The sequence below is a fragment of the Fodinicurvata sediminis DSM 21159 genome (assembly GCF_000420625.1).
Classification (GTDB): Bacteria; Pseudomonadota; Alphaproteobacteria; order Kiloniellales; family DSM-21159; genus Fodinicurvata; species Fodinicurvata sediminis.
In genome coordinates this window covers 404,350-431,259 of record NZ_ATVH01000014.1, presented here as the reverse complement: position 1 = coordinate 431,259, position 26,910 = coordinate 404,350, and the positions used below count along the sequence as shown (strand labels likewise).

The window sequence follows — 26,910 nt, the reverse complement described above, 5'->3', positions numbered from 1 at the left end:
GAAGAAGGCGCTTCAGAATTGCGTGATGACCTTGATGCCACGGCCGTCGAATTCATCCATCGACATCAGGGCGGTCGGCGCTTCATCCAGGCTGATTCGCTTTTCGATCAGCTTCTCCGGTGCAAGGCGTCCGCGGCGGATCATTTCCAGCATGATGTCATAGCGGAAGGCCTGCATGCCATGGCTGCCCAGGACTTCCAGTTCGTGGGCTACGATGCGGTCCATGGGTACCGATGGATGCTTCTGATCGCCAAGCGTCAGTCCCACCTGGACATGCCGGCCCCGTCGCCGCAGGCAGGAAATAGAGTTGAACAGTGTTGCGGGGTGACCAAGCGCATCGAGGGAGAGGTGCGCGCCGCCTGCCGTCACCTCCCGGATCGCCTCCGGCACATCCGTGCTGCGGGCAGCGTTGATCGAGGCAACGGCGCCCAGTTCTTCGGCAAGGCGCAGCTTGTCCTCGCTGACATCCACGGCGACGACACTGGCCCCCAGGGCAGAGGCGATCATGACAGCGGACAGGCCGACGCCGCCGCAGGCGTGGACGGCGATCCACTCGCCAGGCTGGGCCCGGCCCTGGTCGACAATGGCGCGAAAGGCGGTGGCAAAGCGGCAGCCCAGGCTGGCGGCCACTTCGAAGCTCATTTCCTGGGGCAGGGGGATGAGGTTGGTGTCGGCATAGTCGATGGCCACGTATTCCGCGAAGGACCCCCAGGCCGTGAAGCCGGGCTGGAACTGGTTTTCGCAAACCTGGTGGTTGCCCGAATGGCATTCGCCGCAGCTGCCGCAACCGCCCACGAAGGGCAGGGTCACGCGTTCCCCGCCACGCCAGCGGGTGACGCGTTCGCCCACGGCGGCCACCGTTCCAGCCAGCTCATGTCCCGGCACATGAGGCAGTCGGACATCCGGGTCGTGTCCCATCCAGCCATGCCAGTCGCTGCGGCAGAGGCCGGTGGCTTCGACCTTGATGACGACACCATCCAGTGCAGGGGCGGGGTCTGGCACAGTCTGCACCTGGGGTGGTTGTGCGAAGTCTTCAAAAAGGACGGCTCTCATGAGGGCTCCCTGCTGATGATGGCGATCTGGCCGGAAATCTATCCTGTCCTGCCGGCAGGCTCCAGCCGCGTGTACAGATTCCCTGTTGTCGCGCAGGCGAATCAGCGTTATGTATATGAACCAGAGCTTTAGGTTAGAGACTGGAACATGTCCGAAGAGCTGCGCACAGAGAATGAACTGCCGAAGTCCGCATCCGCGGATATCGCGGCTGCGCGCGCAATCGATCTGACCGATCTCCGCCTATCCGGCGGCGCTCTCCTCCTTCTCCTTATCAGCCCCTGAACGCCACAGCCGTGAGAACGGCAAGCGGGCAGGGGATAGTCTGACAAATGAAACTTCCGAGGCTAGGGCGCGCAATTTCCGCCAGCCAAGGATTCCAAGGAGAGGGAAATATCCATGAGTTCCGTACAGATCGACGAAAAAGACACCAACCGCGTTATCATCTTCGACACCACTCTGCGTGATGGCGAGCAGTCGCCAGGCTGCTCCATGAACCTGGAGGAAAAGCTGGCCGTCGCCAGCGCGTTGGAGGAAATGGGCGTCGATGTTATCGAAGCCGGTTTCCCGATCGCCTCCATCGGAGACTTCGAAGCAGTCAATGCCATCTCGAAGCAGGTCCGCAATTCCACGATTGCCGGCCTGGCCCGCGCCACGCCCAAGGATATCGATCGCGCCTGGGAAGCCCTGAAGCCGGCCGCGAGCCCGCGGATCCACACCTTCCTGTCCACCAGCCCGTTGCACATGAAGTACAAGCTGCAGATGGAGCCGGAGGACGTCTACAATGCCGTCGTCGAGAGTGTCGGCTATGCCCGCAATCTCTGCGACAATGTGGAATGGTCTCCCGAGGATGGAACGCGCACGGAGCATGACTTCCTGGCGCGTTGTGTCGAGGGTGCCATCAAGGCAGGGGCACGTACCATCAACATCCCCGATACCGTTGGTTATACTGTTCCCGAGGAATTTGCGGAGATGATCCGCATGTTGATGAATCGTGTTCCGAACATCGACCAGGCCGTGCTGTCGGTGCATTGTCACAATGACCTGGGCCTGGCCGTGTCCAATTCGCTGGCGGCCGTGCAGGCCGGGGCGCGGCAGATCGAGTGCACCGTAAATGGCATTGGCGAGCGTGCGGGCAACTGCGCCATGGAAGAGGTCGTCATGGCCTTGCGCACCCGCAATGACGTGATGCCCTATTCCACCGGCATCGACACCACCAAGATCACCAAGGCCTCGCGGCTGGTTTCCACGATCACCGGCTTCTCGGTCCAGCCGAACAAGGCCATCGTCGGGGCCAATGCCTTCGCGCACGAATCCGGCATTCATCAGGACGGCATGCTGAAGAATGCCCAAACCTATGAGATCATGACGCCGGAATCCGTGGGGCTGAACCGCTCCACGCTGGTGATGGGCAAGCACTCCGGCAAGCATGCCTTCAAGTCGAAACTGGCCGAATTGGGCATCGAGTTGGAGGAAAATCAGTTGAAGGACGCCTTCGTGCGCTTCAAGGATCTGGCCGACCACAAGAAGGAAATCTTCGACGAGGATATCATTGCGCTGGTCGATGATGCCGTGGTGCGCCACAACGACCATATCCGTTTCGTCTCGCTGGGCATCCAGTGCGGCACCGAGGGCCCTCAGACAGCGGAGCTGGAGGTCGAGATCGGCGGCGAGAAGCAGAAGGCAAAGGCCGAGGGCAATGGGCCGGTCGATGCGACTTTCGCCGCGATCCGTGAACTGATCCCGCATGAAGCCCAGTTGCAGCTCTATCAGGTTCATGCCGTGACCGGAGGCACCGACGCCCAGGCCGAGGTGACCGTGCGCCTGGAAGAGAACGGCAAGACCGTCAATGGCCAGGGTGCGGACTACGACACCCTGGTGGCCTCGGCCCGTGCCTACATCAATGCACTGAACAAGATGATGGTGAAACGGGAGAAAACGGAACCCACGGCTATGACGGCCTGATCGGCGGTGGTGACAACAATGAGACGGAAGGCGGCCTCCTGCCGGGAGGCCGCCATTTTTTGCACTGCTCCAGGCCTCTCTATTTGCCCATTGCAAAAGCTTTCCTTGAAATCGCGTGGGCGGAACGTTATTCGCTAAGGCGACGTTAACGTTCTTGCGGCATAAGGGTGCCTGTCACACTGCCGCGTCTGTTCAGTCTCGAGGGGACCTCACAAGCCTATGATGTCGCGCATTCTCGGCTTCATGTCTGCCGACATGGCCATTGACCTCGGTACAGCCAATACACTGGTCTACGTCAAGGGCCGCGGCATCGTCCTGAATGAGCCATCCGTTGTTGCCATCGCGGAAATCCGCGGCAAGAAGCAGGTGCTGGCCGTCGGTGACGAAGCCAAGCTGATGCTGGGCCGTACACCTGGTAACATCCAGGCAATCCGCCCGCTTCGTGATGGCGTGATCGCCGATTTCGAAGTGGCGGAGGAAATGATCAAGCATTTCATCCGCAAGGTGCACAATCGGCGATCCTTCACGAGCCCGCAGATTATTGTTTGCGTGCCGTCCGGCTCCACGGCCGTCGAACGCCGTGCCATTCAGGAATCGGCGGAAGCTGCTGGTGCGCGGCGGGTTTTCCTGATCGAGGAGCCCATGGCCGCTGCCATCGGTGCCGGCCTGCCCGTGACAGAGCCCACGGGCTCTATGGTGGTTGATATTGGTGGCGGAACCACTGAGGTGGCCGTGCTGTCGCTGGGCGGGATCGTCTATTCACGCTCCGTGCGTGTCGGAGGCGACAAGATGGACGAAGCCATCATCGCCTTCATCCGTCGCAATCATAATCTGCTTGTGGGCGAGGGCTCGGCCGAACGTATCAAGAAAGAGATCGGCTCGGCCTGTCCGCCCGAGGATGGTGATGGCGGGACGCTGGAGATCAAGGGCCGTGACCTGATGAACGGCGTGCCCAAGGAACTGGTCATCTCAGAGCGCCAAGTGGCGGAGGCCCTGGCCGAGCCGGTGGGGGCCATTGTCGAGGCCGTGAAAGTCGCTCTGGAAGGCACTGCGCCGGAGCTGGCCGCCGATATTGTCGACAAGGGCATTGTCCTGACCGGTGGCGGCTCGATGCTGGGCAACCTGGACTATGTGCTGCGCGTGGCGACGGGGCTGCCGGTGTCTCTCGGCGACGATCCCTTGTCCTGTGTGGCCTTGGGCACCGGGCGTTGTCTGGAGGAGATGAAGACGCTGAAGAACGTCCTCATCACCATGTATTAACGGTCTGCGTTGTTCGGAGTCGCAGGACTCTCGGCGTCGACAATCAGATGTAGCTTTCAATTTGTTTCGTAATCTCTTACGATTCCGGAATACGGGTTAATCCGTAAGGATGGATATGCCATCCACAGGAGGAGGGTCTTGAAGCACAGGACCGGAACAATGTCTCGCATCGCCACGCCTCTCAAGGCTTGGGCGCAGCGTTTCAGTTTCCTCCTGATCATAGGCATGACCTTCGCACTGATGGTCATGGGCAGTACGGACAATCGGCTCGTCGAAACACTGAGGGCCCAGGTGGTGGACATCACCACGCCCGTACTGGAGACCCTGGCCAAACCGGTGAATACAGTCGAGCAACTCGTGACCAACGTCCGCGAAATCGCGGAGTTGCGCCAGATCAATTCTGACCTGCGGGCCGAGAACGAACGCCTGATGGCCTGGCATCATAGAGCCCAGCAGCTGGAAGCCGAGAACGCGGCCCTGCGCAATCTTCTCAATCTGGTGCCCGAACCCGGTACGCGCTTCATCACAGCGCGTGTTGTCGGGGACAGTGGCGGGGCTTTTGTGCGGAGTGTCCTGATCGCGGCAGGCGAAGAGGCCGGTGTCAGCCGGGGACAGGCGGCTCTGGCCGGGCAGGGGCTCGTGGGCAGTGTGGTCGAGGTTGCCGAGAATTCGGCACGAATTCTGCTGCTGACCGACCTGAACAGCCGCATCCCTGTCGCAGTCGGGCCGGGCCGCAAGAGGGCGGTCCTGGCAGGAGACAACTCGCCCGAACCTGCATTGCGCTATGTGGCTCCCGATGAAGAGGTGCATGTCGGCGAACCCATCATGACCTCTGGGGATGGTGGTGTTTTTCCCTCCGGTCTTCCTGTCGGCGTGATCTCGCAGGTGGACGAAACCGGTGCCCGCGTGCGTCTCTACTCTGATTGGCGCGACCCCGAATTCCTGCGTTTGGTGGATTACGAGTTGCCTGGCCTGATTGCGCCGCTGGTCGAAAGTCAGGACCAGGCGGCAGTCAACTGAAACCATGAAACAGACGGGCTTCTGGTATCGCCTCGACAGCGCAGCCCGGGCGATCATTCCTTTCGTGCTGACGTTGCTGTTGGTATTGCTCAGCCTGTTGCCATTCAACACACCGGACTATGCTCCGGTCGTGCCGTCCCTGGCGATGCCCGCAGTCTATTACTGGGCCGTGTTCCGGCCAGATCTGCTGCCCCTCTGGGCCACTTTTCTGATCGGGCTGGTGCAGGATCTCCTGACCGGCGTGCCGCTGGGCACCGGTATCATGATGCTGCTGGTCGTTCATCTGGCCGTCATGGGCCAGAGACGAATATTCACCAACTCCACCTTTCCGATGCTTTGGGTGATCTTCGCGCTCTTTTCCGCGATAGCCTATACTCTGGGGTGGGGGCTGGCTGCCCTGTTGATGCCGATGATGCCATCAGGGGACCCCGTAATGCTGCAGTATGCCCTGACCGTGGCTTCCTATCCCTGCCTGGCCTGGCTGCTGGCACGGGCGCAGCAGCTGTTCTTGAATTGAGTGCATGTTGCTTTACAAGTTTAAGACAGGCATGACAGGCGTCAGGCAATGAGCAGAGCTCGCACCGAGGAACAGAATCGGCAGAAGTCCTTCACGCGCCGCGCCCTGCTTCTGGGCAGCGCGAAGGCCGCCCTGTTGTCTGTTCTGGGCGCACGCCTCTATTACCTGCAAGTGGTCGATGCCGAGCGCTATCGCCTGTTGGCCGAGGACAACCGCATTTCCATGCGCCTCAGCGCACCACGACGGGGACGGATCGTTGACCGCAACGGAATCCCGCTGGCCGTCAACCGGCAGAACTATCAGGTTCATATGGTTGCCGAGCAGGCACAGGACGTGGACCGGACCCTGGACGCGCTGACCCATATCATTCACCTGGATAGGGAAGATCGTGCCCGCGTGAAGCGGGATATTGCCGCGCGCCGCTCCTTCGTTCCGGTGCAGGTGAAGGACAACCTGACCTGGGATCAGGTCAGCCGGATCGCCGTCAACTCGGTGGAGCTGCCGGGTGTCTTTGTGGAAGCCGGGCAGAGTCGCCACTACCCTTACGGACCGACCCTGGCGCATATCGTCGGTTATGTCGGCGCGGTCAGCGAACAGGACCTGACAGGCGATCCCGTTCTGGAACTGCCGGGTTTTCGGATCGGCAAGAATGGCGTCGAGAAGGTTCATGACGAGGAGCTGCGCGGCCGGGCCGGCAACACCCAGGTGGAGGTCAACGCCGTCGGTCGTGTGATGCAGCAGATTTCGCGCGTCGAGGGGCAACCCGGTCACGATGTTGAGCTGACGCTGGACATGGGACTTCAGAACTATGCGCACCAGCGCCTGATCGGCGAGCGCAGTGCCAGCGCAGTCGTGATGGATGCCATTACAGGGGATGTATTGTCCCTCGTTTCGGTGCCCAGTTACGATCCTTCTGCCTTCACGCGCGGGCTGTCTTCCTCGGAATGGCGCAGCCTGATAGAGGACCCCCTCTCGCCCTTGAGCAACAAGGCGATATCCGGTCAATACGCACCAGGCTCGACCTTCAAGATGGTGGTGAGTCTGGCGGCCATGGAGCATCACATAGGGCCTCAGGAGGAGGTTTACTGTCCCGGCTATATGGATCTGGGCAATCACCGTTTCCATTGCTGGCGGCGTGGCGGTCACGGGCGAATGCATATGCGCGATGCGCTCAAGCAGTCCTGTGACGTATATTTCTACGATATTGCCAAGCGTCTGGGGATCGATGCCATTGCTTCCATGGCGCGGCGCATGGGTTTTGGCCAGACCGTGGGCATTGACCTGCCGAGCGAGCGAACAGGCTTGATGCCGACGGAAGACTGGAAGCTGGCCAACATCGGAGAGCGCTGGCAAGGCGGCGAAACCCTGATCCAGGCCATTGGCCAGGGCTACATGCTGGCAACGCCGCTGCAATTGGCCGTGATGACGGCGCGCCTGGTCAATGGCGGAAAGGCCATTCGTCCACATGTCACGCGCCGCATCGTGGGCGTCGAGAACATCACCGAGGAGGTCAAGGAGGAATCGCCGGACCTTGGGCTCATGCCCCTGCAGGTGAAGTCGATCCTGGATGCCATGGATGCTGTCTGTAACGAGCGGCGCGGTACGGCCTACTCGGCTCGTATCCACCTGCCGGGCTGGGAAATGGGGGGGAAGACCGGAACCTCCCAGGTGCGTCGCATCACGGCCTCCGAGCGTGCAGCTGGCATCGTGCGCAACGAGGACCTGCCCTGGCGCCGGCGGGATCACGCCCTCTTCGTCGGATACGCACCCGTCCACAATCCACGCTATGTCTGTTCCGTGGTGGTCGAGCACGGTGGCGGTGGCGGCTCCGTCGCCGCACCCATCGCACGTGACCTGCTGATCGAGACGCAGCGGCGCGATCCCATGGATGCCATGCCGCCTTCGCCCTTGGCCGGTCTGAAGGAATAGCAGAATGACGGGATACAATCTCAGCTTCCGGCGTACGCCGTCCATGTCTCTGTTGCAGAAACTGCTTCAGGTCAACTGGGCCGTGGTCTTGCTGATCTGTGCGCTGGCCGGCGTCGGTGCCGGGATGCTCTATTCGGCAGCAAATGCTAGCATGGAGCCTTGGGCTGAGCGTCATCTCATCCGTTTCGCCGTCCTGTTCGTTCTTCTGATCGCCATTGCCCTGACCGACATTCGCATCTGGTTCAGGTTCGCCTATCCGGCCTATTTCATTACGCTGATTCTTCTGGTCGCCGTGGAATTCAAGGGCACCGTTGGCATGGGGGCCCAGCGCTGGATCGACCTGGGCGTGATCCAGTTGCAGCCTTCCGAGGTCATGAAGGTGACGCTGGTCCTGGCGCTGGCCCGCTACTTCCACAGCCTCTCCCTGGAGGATGTGCGCCGTCCACTCTATCTGCTGTTTCCGCTGTTCCTGGTGCTGGCACCGGCCGGCTTGGTCCTGAAACAGCCGGACCTGGGCACGGCCACCATGCTGGTGCTGGCTGGTGGGGCGCTTTTCCTGCTGGCGGGGGTGCGCTTGTGGAAGTTCCTGCTGGTTGCTGTGGCGACTGGTGCAATCCTGCCGGTGGCATGGAATTCCCTGCACCAGTACCAGAAGAACCGGGTCCTTACCTTTCTGGATCCCTCAAGTGATCCTTTGGGGGCCGGTTATCACATCACGCAGTCGAAGATTGCGCTGGGTTCGGGAGGTGTTTTCGGGCGTGGTTTCCTGGAGGGCACACAGAGCCATCTGAATTTCCTGCCCGAGAAGCAGACTGACTTCATCTTCACCATGCTGGCCGAGGAATTCGGCATGGTGGGTGCCATGGGTCTGATCGGCCTGTATCTCCTGGTGTTCCTCTACGGATTTGCCGTGGCTCTGACCAGCAGTAACCATTTCGGACGCCTGTTGGCCCTGGGACTGACCGTCAACCTGTTCTTCTATGTCTTCATCAACATGGCGATGGTGATGGGTCTGCTGCCTGTGGTCGGCATCCCGCTGCCCCTGGTGTCCTATGGCGGAACGGCAATGTTGACCGCCATGACTTCCTTTGGCCTGATCCTCTGTGTACGCGTACACAAGGACATCAGTATTCCGCGCCGCGGGCTTCAGGGGGAAGTTGTCTAGCCGCCTTTGCCCTGTTTTCAGGTGGACTGTACCAGGGACGGTGGTAAGAAGGCGGTGACGGGCGGCGCATCACCCTTGAATCGTTCCATTTCCACAAGACAGCTCTGCGCACTGCTGCCCTGGGCAAGCCCAGAGGTTCCGCAATCCCGGGTGAGGACATTGGGGTTTCCGTGTTTTTCCAGGCTGCCTGCTTCACCTGGCTGCTCCGGATCATACCATGCTCCTGTGGGCAGGCAGATGACGCCGGGGCGAATCTCGGGTGTGAGCCTGGCGCCGGCCAGGCAGGCGCCGCGATCGTTGAACAGCCTGACCAGGTCACCATCGTCAATTCCGCGGGTGCTGGCATCCTCTGGATTGATCAGCACGGCTTCGCGCCCCTGTATCTTGCAGGCGCGGCTGTGTGACCCCGCATCCAGTTGGCTGTGAAGCCGTGTTCCCGGCTGATGGGTCAGCAGATGCAGCGGGAAGCGTTCCGCGCGCGCGGCGCCCAGCCACTCCGCTCCGGGCATCCAGGCGGGATGCGCCGGACAATCGTCCAGCTGGAAGTCATCTATGCGCTGTGACCAGATCTCTATGCGGCCCGAAGGTGTGGGCAGGGGGTTGGCATCGGGATCCCTGCGGAAGTCCTCGAACAGGATGCGGCGGACACGGCCGGCCTGTTCGTTGCCGAACTGAAGGTGGCCCCGCTCGCGCAAGGTATCGTAGCTGGGTATCTGGTTGGATTGCGTGCGAAAGGTCTCGTAGATCTTTTCCAGCCATGCAGCTTCGTCGCGGCCTTCGCTGAATGTGTCCAAGAATCCCAATCGCTCGGCCAGGCCACAAAAGATGTCGTAATCGTTCCGCGCCGCATTGCGAGGGCTCAGGACCTGTTCCATGACCACCAGGAAGTCGTCCGCCGACGATCCACTCAGGTCGTTACGCTCGAGTGGTGTTGTCGCCGGCAGTACAATGTCCGCATGGCGGGCGGTCGCGGTCCAGAAAGGCTCATTGACGATGACCGTGTCGGGTTTCTGCCATGCTTCCGCCAGGCGGTTGAGATCCTGATGGTGATGGAAGGGATTGCCTCCAGCCCAGTAGATCAGGCGAATGTCCGGATACGCGCGGGTCTGTCCATTGTAGCTGTAGGACTTGCCCGGGTTTTCCAGCATGTCCGCAATGCGGGCTACGGGAATGAAGCTGTCCACGGGGTTGGGCAAGGGGGGCAGGGTCGGCTGCTTGTGCCGTGCCGCGCCGTTTCCCACGGATCCAACCGCGCCGTATCCCAGGGCGAAACCGCCGCCCGGCAAGCCGATCTGGCCCAGCATGGCGGCCAGGACGATCACCATCCAGAAGGTCTGCTCACCGTGCTCGGCCCGTTGCAGGCTCCAGCTGACGTTCAGCATGGTGCGCGAGGTGGCCATCTCGCGGGCAAGCTGGCGCAGATCGTTTGCGGCCAGCCCGCTGATCTCGGCCGCCCAATCGGCGTCCTTGGGCTGCCCGTCCCGTTCACCTTTCAAGTAGGCAAGGAAGGGCACGGTGCCGACGCAATAGCGCTCCAGAAATGCCGGATCATGGAGGTTTTCCGTGACCAGTGTGTGGGCCAGTCCCAGCATGATGGCCGTATCGCTGTTGGGCCGCGGCGCCAGCCACTGTGCCTCGAGCCTATGGTCCAGATCCTGCGCGATGGGCGAAATGTTGACGAAACGGCAGCCATTGCGCCGGGCTTGGTTCAGCAATGCACCTGTGCGGTGTTGTCCCTGTCCGCCATTCTGGACCTGGGCGTTCTTCAAGGGGATGCCGCCAAAGCAGACCATCAGGTCCGTTTCCTCGGCCACGACGTTCAGCGAGGTGGAGGCAAGCTGCACATCCCCATAGCGATATCCGACAACGTGCGGAACGATCACTTCGGCGGCAGCCAGAGAATAGCTGTTGACCGAGCGGCTGTAGCCACCAAAGGCAGACATGAAGCGATGGACCTGACTTTGCGCATGATGAAAGCGACCGGCCGAGGCCCAGCCATAAGAGCCCGCGTAGATGGCCTGGTTGCCGTGTTCCAGGCGCACCCGGGTCAATTCGCCGGCAGCAAGGTCGAGCGCCCTGTCCCAATCGATCTCCACGAAGCTTTCGGCCCCGCGGCGCCCCTGTCCGGGGCCGCCTTCCAGCCAGCCCTTGCGGACAGCGGGGCGCCGCACGCGGGTCGGTCCATCGACGGCATCGAGGGACTGCCCGATGGGAGAGGGGTCTGGGTCGAGGGGCCAGGGATGAACCGAGACTATGCTGTCCGCCTGCGTCTCGATGTCGTAGACACCCCAGTGAGTGGCCGTGCGCCTTGTCTTCTTGTCCGTCATGCCGCTTTCGGTTCCGAAAAATTGGGATTCCTGAGATGAGGGAACCCTTAAAGACCTGTAATTGTCTTAAAAAGAGCACTGTTCCAAGACAGCTTATGTCCACAGGATGCAGCCCGCAACGCATCTGCAGACAAGTCGGCTGCAAACAAACTTCCCATGCTTTCAAGATTGCCCTGCCTGTTTCGGTTTCTCATGCCATTTTTCATATTCGCAATACCCGCCAAGGCCGCTGAGGTCCACTTGGACAATGGCGATCGCATCAGCGGCGAGGTGATCGCGATAGAGGACGACATACTGGTATTGGAAACCGGCTATTCCGGCAGAGTGAGGATCGATACAACCCGGATCGAACGTCTGAGTGACACGGATGAGAACGTTGCCCGGAATTGGGGCCGGCATTGGGAGAAGGAGCACCCGAGCGCGCCCTTACATTCAAGCAAGGATGCAAGTGAAGAGAAGCCGGCTGGCAGAACCGAAAAGCAGGAAGAAGCGGAGTCTCCCTGGAGCGGGACGCTGGAGATCGGCTTTGCCGCAGTGGAGGCAGCGAACACGCGCCAGGAGTATCTCGTGGACGTGGAGAATTCCTGGGCCGTGGATGACGATCGCCTGGACCTGAACGCGGAGCTGCGCCACGAACGTGCCAAGGGAGATACGCTTGTGGACAAGCAGCATATTGGAACAGCCTATAATCGCTACCTGAGCGAACGTTTCTTTATCGCGCCGGGCATTCGGTACCGACGGGACTCCGTTGCGGATCTGGAGCGCCGTATCACAACTGTCATGCAGGCCGGCTATGACGTTTTCGACAGTGAACGGCAGAGCCTGAGCTTTCAGGCGGGTCCCGGATATCTCCGCGAGCGGATCGAGGGCGATGGTGTGTACGAGGACTTCCTTGCAACCTGGGGCGTTGACTATGATCGGCGCTTGTCCAACCTGATCGAAGGCGTGTCCTTTTTCCATGAGCAGAGCGGCGCTACGGGTGTCTATGGAGACACGGGGCGTTTGCTGTTCGATATGGAAACAGGTTTGCGCTACAAGATTTTCGGCGACCTTTACCTGGCCGGGATTATGGAACTCGAGTTGGACAGCGCGCCGCGCGGAAGGGCAGATCAGTTCGAACGCACGCTGAGACTCCGTTTGGGCTATAAGTGGTAAAGTAGGCGTGCAGGTTGCATTTGAGCCCACTCGATCCCTTTCTGACGGATTGCAAAGAACGGTCGTGCCCTGTAATTCAGCAGGATAGGAGCGGCTTCTAGTGAGCCAATGGCAGGATAAGCGGGACAGGATAACAGGACGCATGATCTCAATAGACTGGCGCAAGAGTGCCCTTCTGGGCTTTTTTATTCTGAGTGCGACGCTTCTCGGAGTGAGTCCCGGATTGGCGGACGACGAAGAGAAGGAGGACTGGTACAAGGTCCGCCTGTTCGGCTATGTGGAGCCGATTGTCCTGGTGGAGGGCAATATTCAAATGCAGGCGCGGCTGGATACCGGAGCTGAAACGACTTCTTTGCACGCCACGGATATCGAGACTTTCGAAAAGGATGATGAAGAGTGGGTGCGCTTCACCACGGAGGGCGACGACGGCAAGAACGCCGAGTACGAACGAGAGGTTCTGCACACAGTGAAGATTGTCGGAGAGGAGAACTCGCGTCCGGTCATCATGATGGACGTTTGTCTGGGGAACCTGCAGAAAACTGTGGAAGTCAATCTGAACGATCGCTCCGAGCTGACGTATTCGGCCCTGATCGGGCGTAACTTCATGCAGCCGGGTATCCTCGTGAATGGCAGCGAGAAGAATACAAGCACCCCTGACTGTGACCTTGCGGTGCCCGAGTGAGACGCCTGCATCTCTATTTCCTGGTCTTCCTTCTGGTCATTACAGGGCTGGGGATCTTTGCCTGGAAGTCCCAGGTCCTCGACTTCCCGATCCTGCCTTCACAGCGTGCCGAATCCTGGCGTTTCGAGATCCGGGCCGACCTCGAGCTAGATGGTGAGCCAGCCATCTTCTCGACCTATGTGCCGCAAACCCAGGGGCGTTTTGGGATCACCGACGAGACCTATCTGTCCAGCGGTTTCGGACTGACACGGACCACGGACAATCTGGGGAATGAACTTGCGGTGTGGTCGGTGCGCGACCGCTCAGGTCCCGCAACCTTGATCTATCAGGCCGATATCTACCGCTTCTCCACAGCGATGAGCAGCGAAAATCCGGAAGATCTGAACGCTGTTCTGGAGATTGGGCGGGAGGAAATTGATGCGACCGAGCGCGTCGCCCTGGAACAGTTCGTGGACAGCCTGGAACAAGGCTCGGCCGATACGGAAACCTTTCTCGCGCAGCTAATCAGTCGCTTGAATGCAGAGGATCCCCAGGATTACGAAGTGCTTCTGCTTGGCAACAATGGCCCCTCGCTGTTGCGCAAGTCCGAGGTCGCCCAGAGGGCACTGCGCATGTACAACATCCCCGCACGCGCCGTGCACGGTGTGGAGCTGGGGGATATCGATCGTGAAGCGGAACTCTATCACTGGGTCGAGATCCTGATGGATGGTGAATGGCGCGAGTATTCACTGGAAGGACCCGACACGCCTCTACCTGAAAACCTTTTGCCTCTTTGGCGGGGCGTGACGCCCCAGATGCAGTTGAGTGGTGCCGAGCTCAGCAACCTGACTCTCTCCTTTGCAGAGCAGTCACGTCCGCGCATTTCGCTTGCCAACCTGAACACGGAACTGGAAGACAGCTTCGTTGGAAAACTGACCTTCTACCAGTTGCCTGTGGACACCCAGGCCGTTTATCGCCTGCTAATGCTGGTTCCACTTGGGGCTCTGGTGATCGTCATCCTGCGCCAGGTGGTGGGACTCAAGACATTCGGCACCTTCATGCCGGTGCTGATCGCTCTGGCCTTCCGGGAAACCCAGCTGGTTACAGGACTGCTCATGTTCTCCGGTCTGGTGGCCGTCGGCCTGTTCTTCCGGTTTTACTTCGAACGCCTGAAACTGCTGTTCGTGCCCAGGCTGTCAGCGGTGCTGACCGTGGTGATCCTGATCATGGCGGTGGCCAGTACGGCACTGGAAACCGTGCGGTTGGGCATGGGGCTGTCCATTGCCCTCTTCCCCATTGTCATCCTGGCGATGACCATCGAGCGCATGTCCATTGTCTGGGAGGAGTACGGGCCCTTCGAAAGCATCAAGGAGGGCTTGGGAAGCGGTCTGGCCGCTGTCATCGCCTACTTCGTCATGAACATCTGGGAGGTTGAACATCTGCTGTTCACATTCCCTGAACTTCTGCTGGTGATTCTTGCCCTGATGCTGCTGTTCGGGCGTTACACAGGCTATCGGCTGATCGAGCTTTACCGTTTTCGAAGCCTGATGAAGCGGAAGTCGTCATGATCGGGCTGGCTCGCCGCATGAAGAAGGCTGGCTTGCTGGGCATCAATGCCCGCAATGCTTCCTATCAGATGCTGCTGAACGACCGGCGGCGTTATCCGCTGGTCGACGACAAGGTAAAGACCAAGAGGCTGGCGGAAGAGGCCGGTTTGGCGGTTCCCGAACTCTATGCGCTGGTGGCGGCACACTGGCAGGTGAAGCGGTTCGAGCAGTTGCTTGAAGGCCGCGAGCGGTTTGTCATCAAGCCGGCCCAGGGTTCCCAGGGCAATGGCATAATGGTGATCGATTCCCGGATGCACCACGGCTGGCGCAAGGCCGATGGCACCATGATCACTGATGAGGATCTGCATTATCACCTGGTGAACATCCTTAGCGGAATGTACAGCTTGGCCGGCCAACCGGATGAGGCCATGGTGGAGTATCGGGTGGATTTCGATTCCGTTTTCGACCAGGTGACCTATCAAGGTGTGCCGGACCTGCGCGTCATTGTCTATCGCGGAGTCCCCGCCATGGGGATGTTGCGGCTGCCGACCCGGGCTTCCGACGGCAAGGCAAACCTCCACAAGGGGGGTGTGGGGGTCGGAATCGACCTGACCACCGGCATGACCTGTGGGGGTATGCTCTTTGACAATCCCATCACCCTGCATCCTGATACGGGTCATGCATTGGAGGGGCTCCAGGTTCCCGGCTGGCAGAATATACTGCGTCTCTCGGCGCGCTGTGCAGACCTGACCGGGTTCGGATACTTGGGAGTCGACGTGGTCCTGGACCGCAAGCGGGGACCTCTGATTCTCGAACTCAATGCACGGCCAGGACTGGCAATCCAGATCGCCAATCGAACAGGGCTGGAACTTCCCTTTGCACGGATCGATGCAATGGATCCGGAGGCATGCAGCCTGGAAGATCGCCTGGACATGGCGCGTCAGTTGCAACCCGAAGCGGCTGCGGAGGGCGGATCAGCCTGAGCTCTCGGTGACGATCCGGCTCATTGGAATGTCGAAATCCTGGGGATGGATGGTGTCCAGCTGACCAAGACTGTACCCGATCCCGATCGCGAGCGGCTTGCGCTTGTACTGAGCCAGCGTCCTGTCGTAGTAGCCCCCTCCGTATCCCAGCCTATACCCTTCGTCGTCGTGGCCTACCAGGGGTACCAGCAGGATATCCGGCGAAACCGGATTGCGCTCGGCCGGAATGGGAATGTCCCAGACCCCGCGTCCAAGAGGAGCGCCTGGCTGCCAGCTCCAGAATTCCAATGGTTCGGCTTTCTCTACCACTACAGGAAGGGCCAGGCTTGTGCCGCTGGCCTGGAGCTCTTCCAGCAGGGGGTGAACATTGAATTCACCGCGGAAAGGCCAGTATGCACCCACACAATGGCCAGAGACATCGCCCAGGAGGTCCTTCAGCTGACGATGGATCCGCGCCCCGTATTGCCGCCGTGTCTCACGGTCCAGGGCACTGCGTGCCTCCAAAAGTTCACGGCGTTTACCCTTGCGCCAGGCCTTGAGTTCCTTGTCCTCCATGGAAGGGATCCTTTCGTTCCGACGTTCCTGTTTTGATTGCCAAAGGGTGAGGGCTGCAAACATGGACCACATGCCCGCGAACGCCAGGGACGGCAGGGCAAGCGACAAAATAATACATTAAAGTACTGTTAAAATAATAATTGTCCAGTCATCTCTTGCAGGAAAGATGCGAACATGCCATTTGTCAAACATCCGCAATTCACAACGGCCTGATACAGGCCAGGAGGAAAGCCATGACCCTTCGTCTCGGCGATACAGCGCCCGATTTCACACAGGACTCCACCGAAGGTCCTATCTCGTTCCATGAGTGGGCTGGTGACAGCTGGGTGGTGCTCTTCTCTCACCCCAAGGATTTCACGCCGGTCTGCACAACCGAACTGGGTTATACTGCCAAGCTCGTTCCGGAGTTCGCCAAACGCAACGTCAAGGTGATTGGTCTCAGCGTCGATCCGCTGGACGACCACAAGGCCTGGGCCGGTGACATCCAGGAAACCCAGGGACAAGCCCTGAACTTCCCGCTGCTGGCCGATGCGGACCGCAAGGTGTCAGATCTCTATGACATGATTCATCCGAACGCCAACGACACTCTGACGGTGCGTTCGGTCTTCATCATCGACCCCAACAAGAAGATCCGCCTGACGCTGACCTATCCGGCCTCGACCGGGCGGAACTTCGACGAGATTCTGCGCACGATCGATTCACTGCAGCTGACCGATGGCTACAAGGTCGCCACGCCGGTCAACTGGAAGCATGGCGAGGACGTGATCATCGTTCCGGCGCTCAGCAATGAAGAGGCTGAAAAGCTCTTCCCGCAGGGCTGGGACGAGCAGAAGCCATATCTGCGCGTCACCAAGCAGCCAAACGCCTGAGGTTTGCCGGATTTTTTCCAGGAAAATGCGGGGTCACCTGTCTTAGGCGGCCCCGTTTTTCTTGTGTGACAGGCCCTTACCGGACCCGGTTATTGCTGGGAGGGCGTCAGGAAGGGGCTGGCGGGCCAGTGGGCGTCCCAGTCTTCCCAGGCAAGTGTGGCGCGGGCGCGGCGGCTGTCCTCGGCCATCTGTTCCTTGAGGGCATCCAGGCTGTCGAAGGTCATCTCGCCGCGCAGGTAGTCGATGAGCGCCACGCGCATGTTGCGGCCATAGAGGTCACCCTCGAAGTCGAACAGGAAGACTTCCAGTAGCGGCTCCTGGTAGTTGAACATGGGGCTGAGCCCCAGGTTGGCCACTCCCGGTCGCCAGTGCGGCGTTTCCTGGCCTTCCAGAGTGGCGCGCACGGCATAGACACCGTAGGCCGGGCGCAACATCTCCTTCTTCAATGCGATATTGGCCGTTGGAAAGCCAAGCGTGCGCCCGCGGCGTGCGCCTGGCTGAACACGTCCCTCAATCTCCCAGTAGCGGCCCAGCAACAGGGCGGCACGTGTTGGGCTGCCTTCACGCAGGTATTCGCGCACCAGGCTTGAGGAGAAGACTTCCTGTGGCTTGTCCTGTCCCGTCTTTCCAGGCGCGCCGGCCAGGGTCATGCCAGTCACTCCAAAGCCGTGAGTCCGGCCTTCGCGTTCCAGAAGAGCCAGGTCGCCCCCGCGGCCTTTGCCAAAGCGGAAATTCTCACCAACGAGCACATGACGCGCCTGCAGGCCGCCCGCCAGGACATCGGCAACAAACTCTTCGGCGGTCAGGGATGCGAAGGCCTTGTTGAAGCGCTGAACCACCAGGATATCCACGCCTAGCGCGGAAATCAGCTGTGCCTTCACGCGGAAGGGTGTCAGCAGGAAGGGAGGCTGGTCAGGCTGGAAGTAGCTGCGCGGATGCGGCTCGAAGGTCAGAACCGCCAGCGGTGCACCGAATTCTTCGGCCAGGCGCCGGCCCTTGGCGATCAGGGCCTGATGTCCGCGATGAATGCCGTCGAAGTTGCCGATCACGACCACGGCGCCGCGTGCCTGCTCCGGAGCTGATTTGTAGTGGCGTACGATCAGCATGGGATGGCCAAGCCTTCCACTATCAGTCCGAGTCGGGCTGGAAATGGCCGTATTGGCCATGCAGATAGATCAGGGGTTCGGCATTTCCGGCCCAATGCAGACGTCGGACTTCACCTACGATGATGATGTGATCTCCTCCCTCGTGGACGGCATGGCGTGTACATTCGAACACCGCAAGGCTGCCCGGCAGCAGCGGACAACCACTGTCGCGACCTGTCCGGTAGGTGACGCCGGCCCAGCGATCGGCCAATGGTTTGGCAAAGCGCTGTGACAGTGCGGCCTGCTCCCGGCTCAACAGATTGATGGCAAAATGTTCGGCCTGTTGAAAGACGGGCAGACTCATCGCGCGCAGGGCAAGGCTGAAAAGGACCAGGGGCGGTTCCAGGGAAACGGAGTTGAAGGAATTGACGGTCAGCCCGATGGGCGCCCCTTCCTCTGTGGTCGTGGTGACGATGCAGACACCTGTGGCATAGCTGCCCAATGCAGCCCGCAGGCCAGAAACATTCGTTCCGGCAGCGGCGTGCTCCAGGACATTGCCCTGTGCCTCATCCTTCCATGCGCTTTTCTCCGAGTGGTGTTCGTCCCTGGTTGTGATGGTTCGCTCTCCGTTCCTTGGTAACCCTGAATTTTTCATGACCGGGGCTGATATTGACGATGCCAGCCGCAATGGCAACCGCAAGCGCAAACTTTGTACAGGGATTTCAGCCGTTCGCGGGGGCTTTGGCCGTTCAGGGCAGGGGGCTTCGGGTATCATTTCCAGGACAGGGGTTGCATTGATAAGCATATAAAGATATCTTTATGTCCATCTTCGAAAGGGAGTTTCGTTTGAGATGGACGAGCTGCTGCAAGGTCTGAGAGCGGTGGCGGAGCCAACAAGGCTGCGCATACTGGCGCTTTGTGCGCAGGCTGAGCTGACCGTCAGTGATCTGGTTGAGATCCTGGGGCAAAGCCAGCCGCGGGTCTCGCGTCATCTCAAGCTGCTGGTCGAGGCGCGGCTTCTACAGCGCCATCAGGAAGGCAGCTGGGCCTATTACCGTCTTGCGGAAGGCCATGGGAACGGGGCGCTTGCGCGTCTGGTTGCCGATCTGCTGCCCGAAAGCGATCCGCAGCATGGCCGGGACCTCCTGCGCCTTCAGTCGGTTCAGGAAAGCTGGGCGACCAAGGCGGCCGCTTACTTCCGCCGCAATGCGACCAATTGGTCGCGGTTGCGGGCCTTGCATGCCGATCCGGCTGAGGTGGATGCCGTCCTAAAGAGCGTCTTCGAGAAAGAGCCCGTGGGCGAGCTTCTCGATATCGCGACGGGAACTGGCCATGTCCTGAAGCTTTTGGGGCCGCATGTGAAGAATGCTATCGGGGTCGACCTGTCGCGGGACATGTTGACCGTGGCCCGTGCGGAATTGTTCCGTAGCGGCCTGCGCAATTGTCAGGTCCGTCAGGCCGACATGTTGCAGCTGCCTTTCGAGGACGGGCGTTTCGATGCGGTGACGCTGCACATGGCACTTCACTATGCCGGCCAGCCGGCGGGTGCCGTGGCCGAAACCGCCCGAGTTCTGCGCCCTGGAGGGCGTCTGGTCGTTGTCGACTTTACGCCGCACAATCGCCACGAATTGCGCGAGGAGCATGCGCATCGCTGGCTTGGCTTCGGCGACATGACCATCGAAGGGCTGTTTGCGGAAAATGGCCTGGTCGTCGAATCGCCCATCCGCCTGCGTGGCGGCGAGATAACAGTTTCCGTCTGGCTGGGCCGCCGCCCGGCCAATGATGTCCCTGCCAAGCAGGCAAACGATTCAATAACGAACGGTCAGGAGGCCGTCAGTTCATGACTCTTAAAGTTTCCTTCGAGATCTTCCCGCCTCGTACCGAAAAGTCCGAGGCTTCACTCTATGAAGCGCTGGACCAGTTGGCTCCGCTTGAACCCGAGTTTGTCTCCATGACTTACGGGGCTGGCGGCAGCAGCCGGGATGTGAACAATCGCATTCTCAAAGAGCTGGGCAAGCGCAAGGACTTCGAGACCGCTGCCCACCTGACCTGCGTGGGGCAGTCGAAGGCCGAGATAGACGAGCTCATAGACACCTGGACGGGCTATGGCATCAAGCGCTTTGTCGCGCTGCGTGGTGACATGCCTGAGCCGGGGCAGCCCTACAAGCCGCACCCCGAGGGCTATGAAAATACGGCCGACCTCGTCGAAGTCCTCGCCAAGCGTGGCGCCAAGGACATTTCGGTGGGCTGCTATCCCGAGGTTCACCCGGATTCGCCTTCACAGGAGGCCGATATCGAGCACCTGAAAAGGAAGATCGATGCCGGTGCAACACGCGCGGTCAGTCAGTTCTTCTTCGATGTCGAAGCCTTCCTGAGGTTCCGCGACAAGGCGGAAAAGGCTGGGATCAAGGTTCCGTTGGTTCCAGGCGTCCTGCCTGTCCACGATTATCACAAGATGGTGCGCTTCGCGAATATGTGCGGCGCCATCGTGCCGGACTGGCTGGGGCCGCGTTTCGAGGGATTGGATGACGATCCGGAAACCCGCGGCCAGGTCGGCGCCATCATCGCGGCCGAGCTCTGCAGTGCCCTGCAGGCTGAAGGGGTGGATCGCTTCCACTTCTACACCCTGAACCGTGCACCGCTGACCCATGCGGTTTGCCGGCAACTGGGCATCCAGCCGCGCCTGGAGGAGGAGGCCGCCTGAAATGCGCTGTCTACATGACGCCCTAGACAGACGGGTGCTGCTGACCGATGGCTCCTTGAGCCGCCGGTTGCGTCAGCAGGACCTGGATGTGGAACGGGATCTCTGGGGCGCGGAAAGCTGCCTGGAAATCCTGAACCTGACACGTGCCGGAATGGTGCGTGACCTGCACGAGGCCTATCTGCGTGCCGGGGCGGATGTACTGCGCACCCATACCTTGGCGGCTTCACCGCTTTCGCTGGAGGCGGCCGGCTTGGCCGATCATGCTTTCTACCTGAACCATGCGGCAGCACAGCTGGCATGCGAGTCCGTCGATGCCGTGCCCGGCCGTGGTCGCCGTCGTTTTGTTCTTGGGTTGGTTCGCGACCAGGGCTGGGATACGACGCCGAAGGAAATCGAACAGGCCGTGGCCCTGCAGGTCGAAGGTTTGTTGTCCGGGGGTGTCGATGGCATCGCCCTGGATATCACGCCGGGCATCGGACGCGGGCCAATTTTCCTGAATGGTGCGGCCAGGGCGCGGCAGGCTGTCGGCGCCAGGGCACCCATATTCCTGCAGGGCGGCGTTGACGGGACAGGCTTTTCCGATCACGCTCGCGCGCAGGCTGATGGCGTTATTGTCTATCGCCCAGGCGCGCCCTCCCGAGGCCGCTGGCTGCAGCGAGCCATACGGGAAGAAGGCATCAATCTGCTGGGCGGCGGAGATACTCCCGAGGATACGGAAGAGTTGGACCGCCTGCTGCGCCTGGAAGCGGAAGACAACCTACGCCCCTTGAATGCTGACCTGCGCGCCCGTCTGGGCGCCATTGAGGAAAGCGAACCCCCGTCAAGCCTGATACGGCCGGATCCCATCCTGGCCGAATTGCATTGACTGAGTAACTCCCGAAAGGAGCTGAGTTTAGATGACTACCGGACGTGCGGCCCGAGTGGCCGCTCTGAAGAAAATTTCACATGAACGGATCCTTGTTCTGGATGGGGCCATGGGCACCACAATCCAGGACCAGAAGCTCGAGGATGCGGACTTTATCGGCACCCGCTTTGCAAACCATTCCAAGGATCTGAAGGGCAACAACGATATCCTCAGCCTGACCCGGCCCGAGCTGATCAAGGAGATCTACCTGGGTTATCTGGAGGCAGGTGCGGATATCATCGAGACCAATACTTTCAATGCGAATCCCATAAGTCAGATTGAGTACGACATGTCGGATCTGGCCTATGAGATGAACGCGGAAAGTGCCCGCTTGGCGCGTGAGGCTGCCGACGAGATGACCAAAAAGACACCGGAGAAGCCACGTTTCGTGGCTGGTGTTCTGGGACCAACCTCGCGCACAGCCTCGATTTCACCAGACGTGAACGATCCGGGCGCACGCAACGTCACTTATGACGAGTTGCGTGAGGCCTATTACGAATCCGCCAAGGCCCTGGTCGAAGGCGATGTCGACCTGATTATGGTGGAGACGATCTTCGATACGCTGAATGCGCGTGCGGCCCTCTATGCCGTTGACGAGCTGCTGGAGGATCTGGGCGAGGATGTTCCGATCATGATTTCCGGCACCATCACGGACATGTCGGGGCGTACGCTCTCCGGCCAGACGCCTGAGGCCTTCTGGCACTCGGTGCGCCATGTCCGTCCTTTCAGTGTCGGCCTGAACTGTGCGCTTGGACCGGGTGAGCTGCGTGCGCACATTGCCGAGCTGTCTCGAGTGGCCGATACGCGGATCAGTTCGCACCCCAATGCCGGCCTGCCGAACCAGTTCGGCGAGTACGAGATGACCCCGGAAGAGATGGCCGAGCATATCTCGTCCTGGGCCGATAACGGGTTGCTGAATATCGTCGGCGGCTGCTGCGGCACCCGCTACGAACACATCGAGGCCATTGCCAAGGCCGTTGAGGGCAAGAAGCCCCGCGAGTTTCCGGAATTCGAGCCGTTGATGCGGCTTTCCGGCCTCGAACCCTTTACCCTTCCAAGATAAGGAGGCTGTAAGCGATGACTGAAACAGCCCGTTTCGTAAACATCGGCGAGCGCACCAACGTTGCCGGCTCTGCCAAATTCAAGCGCCTGATTTCCGAAGGCGATTTCGACACGGCCCTGGATGTGGCCCGTGAGCAGGTGGAAAATGGAGCCCAGATCCTGGACGTCAACATGGACGATGCCATGCTGGATGCCGAGGCCTGCATGGTGAAGTTCCTGAACCTGATCGCCTCCGAGCCCGACATCAGCCGTATTCCGATCATGATCGACTCCTCCAAGTGGTCGGTTATCGAGGCTGGCCTGAAATGCGTCCAGGGCAAGCCGGTGGTGAATTCCATCAGTCTCAAGGAGGGTGAGGAACAGTTCCTCGAGCAGGCCCGGAAGCTGAAGCGCTACGGTGCCGCCGTGGTGGTCATGGCTTTCGACAGCAAGGGGCAGGCAGATACCGAGGACCGCAAGTTCGAGATCTGCGAACGTTCCTACAAGATCCTGACCGAACAGATCGGCTATCCGCCCGAAGACATCATCTTCGACCCCAACATCTTCGCGATCGGTACCGGCATCGAGGAGCACGACAACTATGCGGTCGACTTCATCAATGCCACGCGCCGCATTCGCGAGAACCTGCCGCATGCACACATTTCGGGCGGTGTCTCCAACGTCTCCTTCTCGTTCCGTGGCAACGACGCGGTGCGTGAGGCCATGCACTCGGCTTTCCTGTATCACGCCATCAGGGCCGGCATGGACATGGGCATCGTCAACCCGGCGCAGATCACGGTCTACGAGGACATTCCCGAGGAACTGCGCGAAGCCGTCGAGGACGTGATCCTGAACCGCCGCGAGGATGCCACGGAACGTCTTCTGGAGATCAGCGAGAAGTTCAAGAAAGGTGGCAGTCAGAAGAAGGAGGCCGACCTGTCCTGGCGCGAGAGCTCGGTGGGCGATCGCCTGACCCATGCCCTGGTACACGGCATCGCCGACTGGGTCGAGGAAGATACCGAAGAAGCCCGCCAGCAGTTCGACAAACCACTCGAGGTGATCGAGGGGCCGCTGATGGACGGCATGAACGTCGTCGGTGACCTGTTCGGTGAGGGCAAGATGTTCCTGCCGCAGGTGGTCAAGAGTGCCCGCGTCATGAAGAAGGCCGTGGCCTATCTGCTGCCCTATATCGAGGCAGAGAAGGGAGGCCAGCAGGAGGCCAAGGGCAAGATCCTGATGGCCACCGTGAAGGGCGACGTGCATGACATCGGCAAAAACATCGTCGGTGTGGTCCTGCAGTGCAACAACTACGAGGTGATCGACCTGGGCGTGATGGTTCCCAGCGCGAAGATCCTGGAGACGGCCAAGCAGGAGAATGTTGACATAATCGGGCTGTCCGGCCTGATCACGCCGAGCCTGGAGGAAATGAGCTATATCGCGGCCGAGATGGAGCGTCAGGACTTCGATGTACCGCTTCTGATCGGTGGGGCCACCACCAGCCGGGTTCACACCGCGGTCAAGATCAACCCGCATTATAACGGGCCTGTGGTTCACGTTCTCGATGCCTCACGCGCCGTTGGCGTGGCCAGCAAGCTGATGTCCAAGACCTTGAAGGACGACTATGTCGCCGAGATCGAGGAGGAGTACAAGCAGGTCGCCGAAAAGCACGAGAAGAAGGGTGCCGGGCGCAAGCAGGTGGCCATCGAGGACGCTCGCGCCAACAAGCTGCAGCTCGACTGGCAGAACTATACGCCGCCACGTCCGGGCCAGCTTGGGCTCATGACCTTCGAGAACTATGACCTGGAGGAGTTGAGCCAGTACATCGACTGGACGCCTTTCTTCGCCACCTGGGAGCTCTCCGGCCGCTATCCAGCCATCCTGGAGGACGAGAAGGTGGGCGAAACGGCCCGCAACCTCTTCAAGGATGCCCAGGAAATGCTGAAGCGGATCATTGATGAGAAGTGGTTCAGTCCGCGTGCTGTCATCGGTTTCTGGGCGGCCAACTCGGTGGGCGATGACATCGAGCTCTACACCGAAGAGAACCGCGACGAGGTCCTGTCCTACATCCATACCCTGCGCCAGCAAATGGACCGCAGCGGCAAGAACAGGCCTCACCTGGCCCTGGCCGACTACATTGCGCCCAAGGAGAGCGGTGTGGAGGACTACATCGGTGGCTTTGCGGTTACGGCCGGCAAGGAAGTGGAGCAGATTTCCACCGAGCTGAAGAAGAAGAATGACGACTACAACGCCATTCTGGTTCAGGCGCTTGGCGATCGTTTCGCGGAAGCCTTTGCAGAGCGCATGCATCAGCGCGTGCGGAAGGAGTTCTGGGGCTTTGTCCGGGACGAGGACCTGAAGAACGAGGATCTGATTGCCGAGAAGTATCGCGGCATTCGTCCGGCGCCCGGCTATCCGGCCTGTCCGGACCACACCGAGAAGCCGGAGCTCTTCAATCTTCTGCAGGCCACCGAGCGGACCGGGATCGAACTGACCGAAGGCTGCGCCATGACACCGGCCTCCTCGGTCAGCGGATACTACTTCTCGCATCCCGAAGCGGCCTATTTCGGTGTATCGAAGATCGAGGAGGATCAGGTCAGGGACTACGCCAGGCGCAAGGGCATGTCCCTTGAGGACGCCGAGCGCTGGCTGGCACCGAACCTGGCCTATGATCCACTTCAGCGGAAGAAAAAAGAGGCGGCCTGAACCGCCCCTTCCTTCCGACTCCCTCGGAAAACCTTATGCGCCGTTCTTGCGTTCTTCAATGGCTGCGAGAACGGCGCGTTTTTCGTCCGCCGTCAGGATGGGCCAGTCACGAATCTCGTCTATCGTCCGATGACAGCCGATGCACTGCCGGTTCGAGCTGTCCATCTGGCAGATGGCAATGCAGGGCGAGGGAACGCTCGTGTCGAGCACCCCACCGCGTCTTTCCTCTCGCCGCTGGCGTCGCTGTGCCCGGCTTTCACCGGACAACGGGCCGGCTGCTCTATCTTCTGCTGACATCAATGGAGGGTCCTTCAGGCTGTGTCCTGGTCACCGCGCTGGGACCCACGGTCCAGGCGATAGGCCAGGGAAGCTTCCAGGAAATCATCCAGGTCACCATCCAGTACGCCTTGGGCATTGCCCTTCTCGACGCCGGTGCGCAGATCCTTGATCATCTGGTAGGGCTGCAGGACATAGGATCGGATCTGGTGACCCCAGCCAATCTCTGTCTTCACCGCTGACTCTGCTTCGGCGGCTTCCTCGCGCTTGCGGAGCTCGTGTTCGTACAGCCGGGCACGCAGCATGCTCATGGCCGTGGCCCTGTTCTTGTGCTGCGAGCGGTCGTTCTGACACTGCACCACGATGCCCGTGGGAATGTGCGTCATGCGCACGGCAGAGTCCGTCTTGTTGACGTGCTGGCCGCCGGCACCGGACGCACGGTAGGTATCCACCCGCAGGTCCTTGTCAAGGACCTCGATTTCGATGCTGTCATCGATCACGGGATAGACCCAGACAGAGGCGAAAGAGGTATGCCTGCGCGCCTGGCTGTCGAAGGGTGAGATGCGCACCAGGCGGTGCACACCCGTTTCGGTCTTCAGCCAGCCAAAGGCATTGTGACCACGGATGACCATGGTTGCGGACTTGAGCCCGGCTTCTTCGCCTTCGCTTTCCTCGACCCACTCGACCTTGTAGCCCTTGGCTTCGGCCCAGCGGGTGTACATGCGCACCAGAATCTGTGCCCAATCCTGGGCCTCGGTTCCGCCGGCACCGGCGTTCACCTCCAGATAGCAGTCGTTGGCATCGGCTTCGCCGGACAGAAGGCTTTCGACTTCCTTCTTCGCCACCTCGGCCTTGATCTGATCCAACTGATCATGCGCTTCCTGCAAGCTGTCCTCGTCCTCTTCGGACTCGCCCAGTTCGTAGAGGGTCAAGGCATCCTCCAACCTTTGCTCAAGGTTGCGATAGGCCGTGATCTTGTCCTCCAGATTACTGCGCTCGCGCATCAGCTTCTGGGCAGAGTCGGGATCTGCCCATAGCTGGGGATCCTCGGCCAGGGCGTTCAGCTCCTCCAGGCGTTTGAGTGCGTTATCCCAGTCAAAGATGCCTCCTCAGCAGGGTCAACGACTGACGAATCTCGTCGACCACTGCTTGCGTTTCAGCGCGCATGTGCGGGTACTCCCAAAATCTGTTGCG

23 protein-coding genes are annotated in these 26,910 nt (G+C 60.3%); 16 read left to right on the top strand and 7 right to left on the bottom strand.

The window, feature by feature from the left end:
- Positions 1 to 12: 12 nt before the first annotated feature.
- On the bottom strand, positions 13 to 1,053 hold the full coding sequence (locus G502_RS0109930; protein WP_022728522.1) for a zinc-dependent alcohol dehydrogenase family protein: 1,041 nt from the start codon (positions 1,051 to 1,053) through the stop codon (positions 13 to 15).
- A 396-nt stretch (positions 1,054 to 1,449) separates the two neighbouring features.
- On the opposite strand from G502_RS0109930, the gene G502_RS0109915 reads away from it, so the two are divergent.
- The 6 genes from G502_RS0109915 (at position 1,450) to rodA (ending at position 8,906) form a co-directional block, all read left to right on the top strand.
- Positions 1,450 to 3,015 (top strand): 2-isopropylmalate synthase, encoded by a 1,566-nt coding sequence (locus G502_RS0109915; RefSeq protein ID WP_022728519.1) that lies wholly within the window; start codon positions 1,450 to 1,452, stop codon positions 3,013 to 3,015.
- A gap of 219 nt (positions 3,016 to 3,234) precedes the next feature.
- Positions 3,235 to 4,275 carry a rod shape-determining protein gene (locus tag G502_RS0109910; protein ID WP_022728518.1) on the top strand — a complete coding sequence of 347 codons (1,041 nt, stop codon included), beginning with the start codon at positions 3,235 to 3,237 and terminating at the stop codon, positions 4,273 to 4,275.
- A 159-nt stretch (positions 4,276 to 4,434) separates the two neighbouring features.
- Positions 4,435 to 5,295, top strand: coding sequence for a rod shape-determining protein MreC (gene mreC / locus G502_RS0109905; RefSeq protein ID WP_022728517.1), 861 nt, complete (start codon positions 4,435 to 4,437; stop codon positions 5,293 to 5,295).
- 4 nt (positions 5,296 to 5,299) lie between these two features.
- A complete protein-coding gene (gene mreD, locus G502_RS0109900; protein WP_022728516.1) occupies positions 5,300 to 5,812 on the top strand; it encodes a rod shape-determining protein MreD in 513 nt (170 codons plus the stop codon).
- A 48-nt stretch (positions 5,813 to 5,860) separates the two neighbouring features.
- Entirely contained in the window at positions 5,861 to 7,741 is a 1,881-nt protein-coding gene (mrdA, locus tag G502_RS0109895) for a penicillin-binding protein 2 (RefSeq protein ID WP_022728515.1), read from the top strand.
- Between the two features lie 4 nt (positions 7,742 to 7,745).
- The gene (rodA, locus tag G502_RS0109890) at positions 7,746 to 8,906 is read left to right on the top strand and encodes a rod shape-determining protein RodA (protein ID WP_022728514.1); all 1,161 of its coding nucleotides are present in this window, start codon (positions 7,746 to 7,748) and stop codon (positions 8,904 to 8,906) included.
- 17 nt (positions 8,907 to 8,923) lie between these two features.
- On the opposite strand, the gene G502_RS0109885 is transcribed toward rodA, so the two are convergent.
- Positions 8,924 to 11,233: a molybdopterin-dependent oxidoreductase gene (locus G502_RS0109885; protein WP_022728513.1), complete on the bottom strand. Its 2,310-nt coding sequence runs from the start codon at positions 11,231 to 11,233 to the stop codon at positions 8,924 to 8,926.
- 240 nt (positions 11,234 to 11,473) lie between these two features.
- On the opposite strand from G502_RS0109885, the gene G502_RS0109880 reads away from it, so the two are divergent.
- From G502_RS0109880 to G502_RS19575, 4 genes are all read left to right on the top strand, one after another.
- The gene (locus G502_RS0109880) at positions 11,474 to 12,388 is read left to right on the top strand and encodes a DUF481 domain-containing protein (RefSeq protein WP_155957831.1); all 915 of its coding nucleotides are present in this window, start codon (positions 11,474 to 11,476) and stop codon (positions 12,386 to 12,388) included.
- Positions 12,389 to 12,530: 142 nt separating this feature from the next.
- Positions 12,531 to 13,070 (top strand): ATP-dependent zinc protease family protein, encoded by a 540-nt coding sequence (locus G502_RS0109875; protein ID WP_022728511.1) that lies wholly within the window; start codon positions 12,531 to 12,533, stop codon positions 13,068 to 13,070.
- Positions 13,067 to 14,617, top strand: a complete 1,551-nt coding sequence (locus G502_RS0109870; protein ID WP_022728510.1) for a UUP1 family membrane protein — start codon at positions 13,067 to 13,069, stop codon at positions 14,615 to 14,617. The genes G502_RS0109875 and G502_RS0109870 overlap by 4 nt, the downstream gene beginning before the upstream one ends.
- Positions 14,614 to 15,579: an alpha-L-glutamate ligase-like protein gene (locus G502_RS19575; protein WP_022728509.1), complete on the top strand. Its 966-nt coding sequence runs from the start codon at positions 14,614 to 14,616 to the stop codon at positions 15,577 to 15,579. The genes G502_RS0109870 and G502_RS19575 overlap by 4 nt, the downstream gene beginning before the upstream one ends.
- Here G502_RS19575 and G502_RS19570 read toward each other — a convergent pair.
- Positions 15,571 to 16,134, bottom strand: coding sequence for a 5-formyltetrahydrofolate cyclo-ligase (locus G502_RS19570; RefSeq protein ID WP_022728508.1), 564 nt, complete (start codon positions 16,132 to 16,134; stop codon positions 15,571 to 15,573). The two genes, G502_RS19575 and G502_RS19570, sit on opposite strands and share 9 nt — an antisense overlap.
- 233 nt (positions 16,135 to 16,367) lie before the next feature.
- On the opposite strand from G502_RS19570, the gene G502_RS0109855 reads away from it, so the two are divergent.
- Complete coding sequence (locus G502_RS0109855; RefSeq protein ID WP_022728507.1) at positions 16,368 to 17,003, top strand: peroxiredoxin; 636 nt, start codon at positions 16,368 to 16,370, stop codon at positions 17,001 to 17,003.
- 89 nt (positions 17,004 to 17,092) lie between these two features.
- Here G502_RS0109855 and G502_RS19565 read toward each other — a convergent pair whose 3' ends face one another.
- Both G502_RS19565 and G502_RS0109845 read right to left on the bottom strand, forming a co-directional pair.
- Positions 17,093 to 18,109, bottom strand: a complete 1,017-nt coding sequence (locus tag G502_RS19565) for a bifunctional riboflavin kinase/FAD synthetase (RefSeq protein ID WP_022728506.1) — start codon at positions 18,107 to 18,109, stop codon at positions 17,093 to 17,095.
- A 22-nt stretch (positions 18,110 to 18,131) separates the two neighbouring features.
- Positions 18,132 to 18,743, bottom strand: a complete 612-nt coding sequence (locus tag G502_RS0109845; protein WP_022728505.1) for a flavin reductase family protein — start codon at positions 18,741 to 18,743, stop codon at positions 18,132 to 18,134.
- A 196-nt stretch (positions 18,744 to 18,939) separates the two neighbouring features.
- Between G502_RS0109845 and G502_RS0109840 the strand changes: the two genes are divergently transcribed.
- The 5 genes from G502_RS0109840 to metH are packed head-to-tail and all read left to right on the top strand — an operon-like array spanning position 18,940 to position 25,440.
- Positions 18,940 to 19,932 (top strand): ArsR/SmtB family transcription factor, encoded by a 993-nt coding sequence (locus G502_RS0109840; RefSeq protein WP_022728504.1) that lies wholly within the window; start codon positions 18,940 to 18,942, stop codon positions 19,930 to 19,932.
- Entirely contained in the window at positions 19,929 to 20,792 is an 864-nt protein-coding gene (gene metF, locus G502_RS0109835) for a methylenetetrahydrofolate reductase [NAD(P)H] (protein ID WP_022728503.1), read from the top strand. The genes G502_RS0109840 and metF overlap by 4 nt, the downstream gene beginning before the upstream one ends.
- Before the next feature lies 1 nt (position 20,793).
- Entirely contained in the window at positions 20,794 to 21,657 is an 864-nt protein-coding gene (locus G502_RS0109830; RefSeq protein WP_162140968.1) for a homocysteine S-methyltransferase family protein, read from the top strand.
- Positions 21,658 to 21,688: 31 nt separating this feature from the next.
- Positions 21,689 to 22,759 carry a homocysteine S-methyltransferase family protein gene (locus tag G502_RS22825; RefSeq protein ID WP_026989308.1) on the top strand — a complete coding sequence of 357 codons (1,071 nt, stop codon included), beginning with the start codon at positions 21,689 to 21,691 and terminating at the stop codon, positions 22,757 to 22,759.
- Positions 22,760 to 22,773: 14 nt separating this feature from the next.
- On the top strand, positions 22,774 to 25,440 hold the full coding sequence (gene metH / locus G502_RS0109820) for a methionine synthase (RefSeq protein ID WP_026989307.1): 2,667 nt from the start codon (positions 22,774 to 22,776) through the stop codon (positions 25,438 to 25,440).
- Positions 25,441 to 25,473: 33 nt separating this feature from the next.
- Here metH and G502_RS22025 read toward each other — a convergent pair whose 3' ends face one another.
- Positions 25,474 to 25,737, bottom strand: a complete 264-nt coding sequence (locus G502_RS22025) for a DUF1289 domain-containing protein (RefSeq protein ID WP_081649752.1) — start codon at positions 25,735 to 25,737, stop codon at positions 25,474 to 25,476.
- A gap of 14 nt (positions 25,738 to 25,751) precedes the next feature.
- Positions 25,752 to 26,883, bottom strand: a protein-coding gene (gene prfB / locus G502_RS19560; RefSeq protein ID WP_155957829.1) for a peptide chain release factor 2 whose coding sequence is annotated in 2 segments (ribosomal slippage) — positions 25,752 to 26,813 and positions 26,815 to 26,883 — 1,131 coding nt in all. Because the reading frame shifts where the segments join, the coding sequence is not laid out codon by codon here.
- Positions 26,884 to 26,910: the final 27 nt, after the last annotated feature.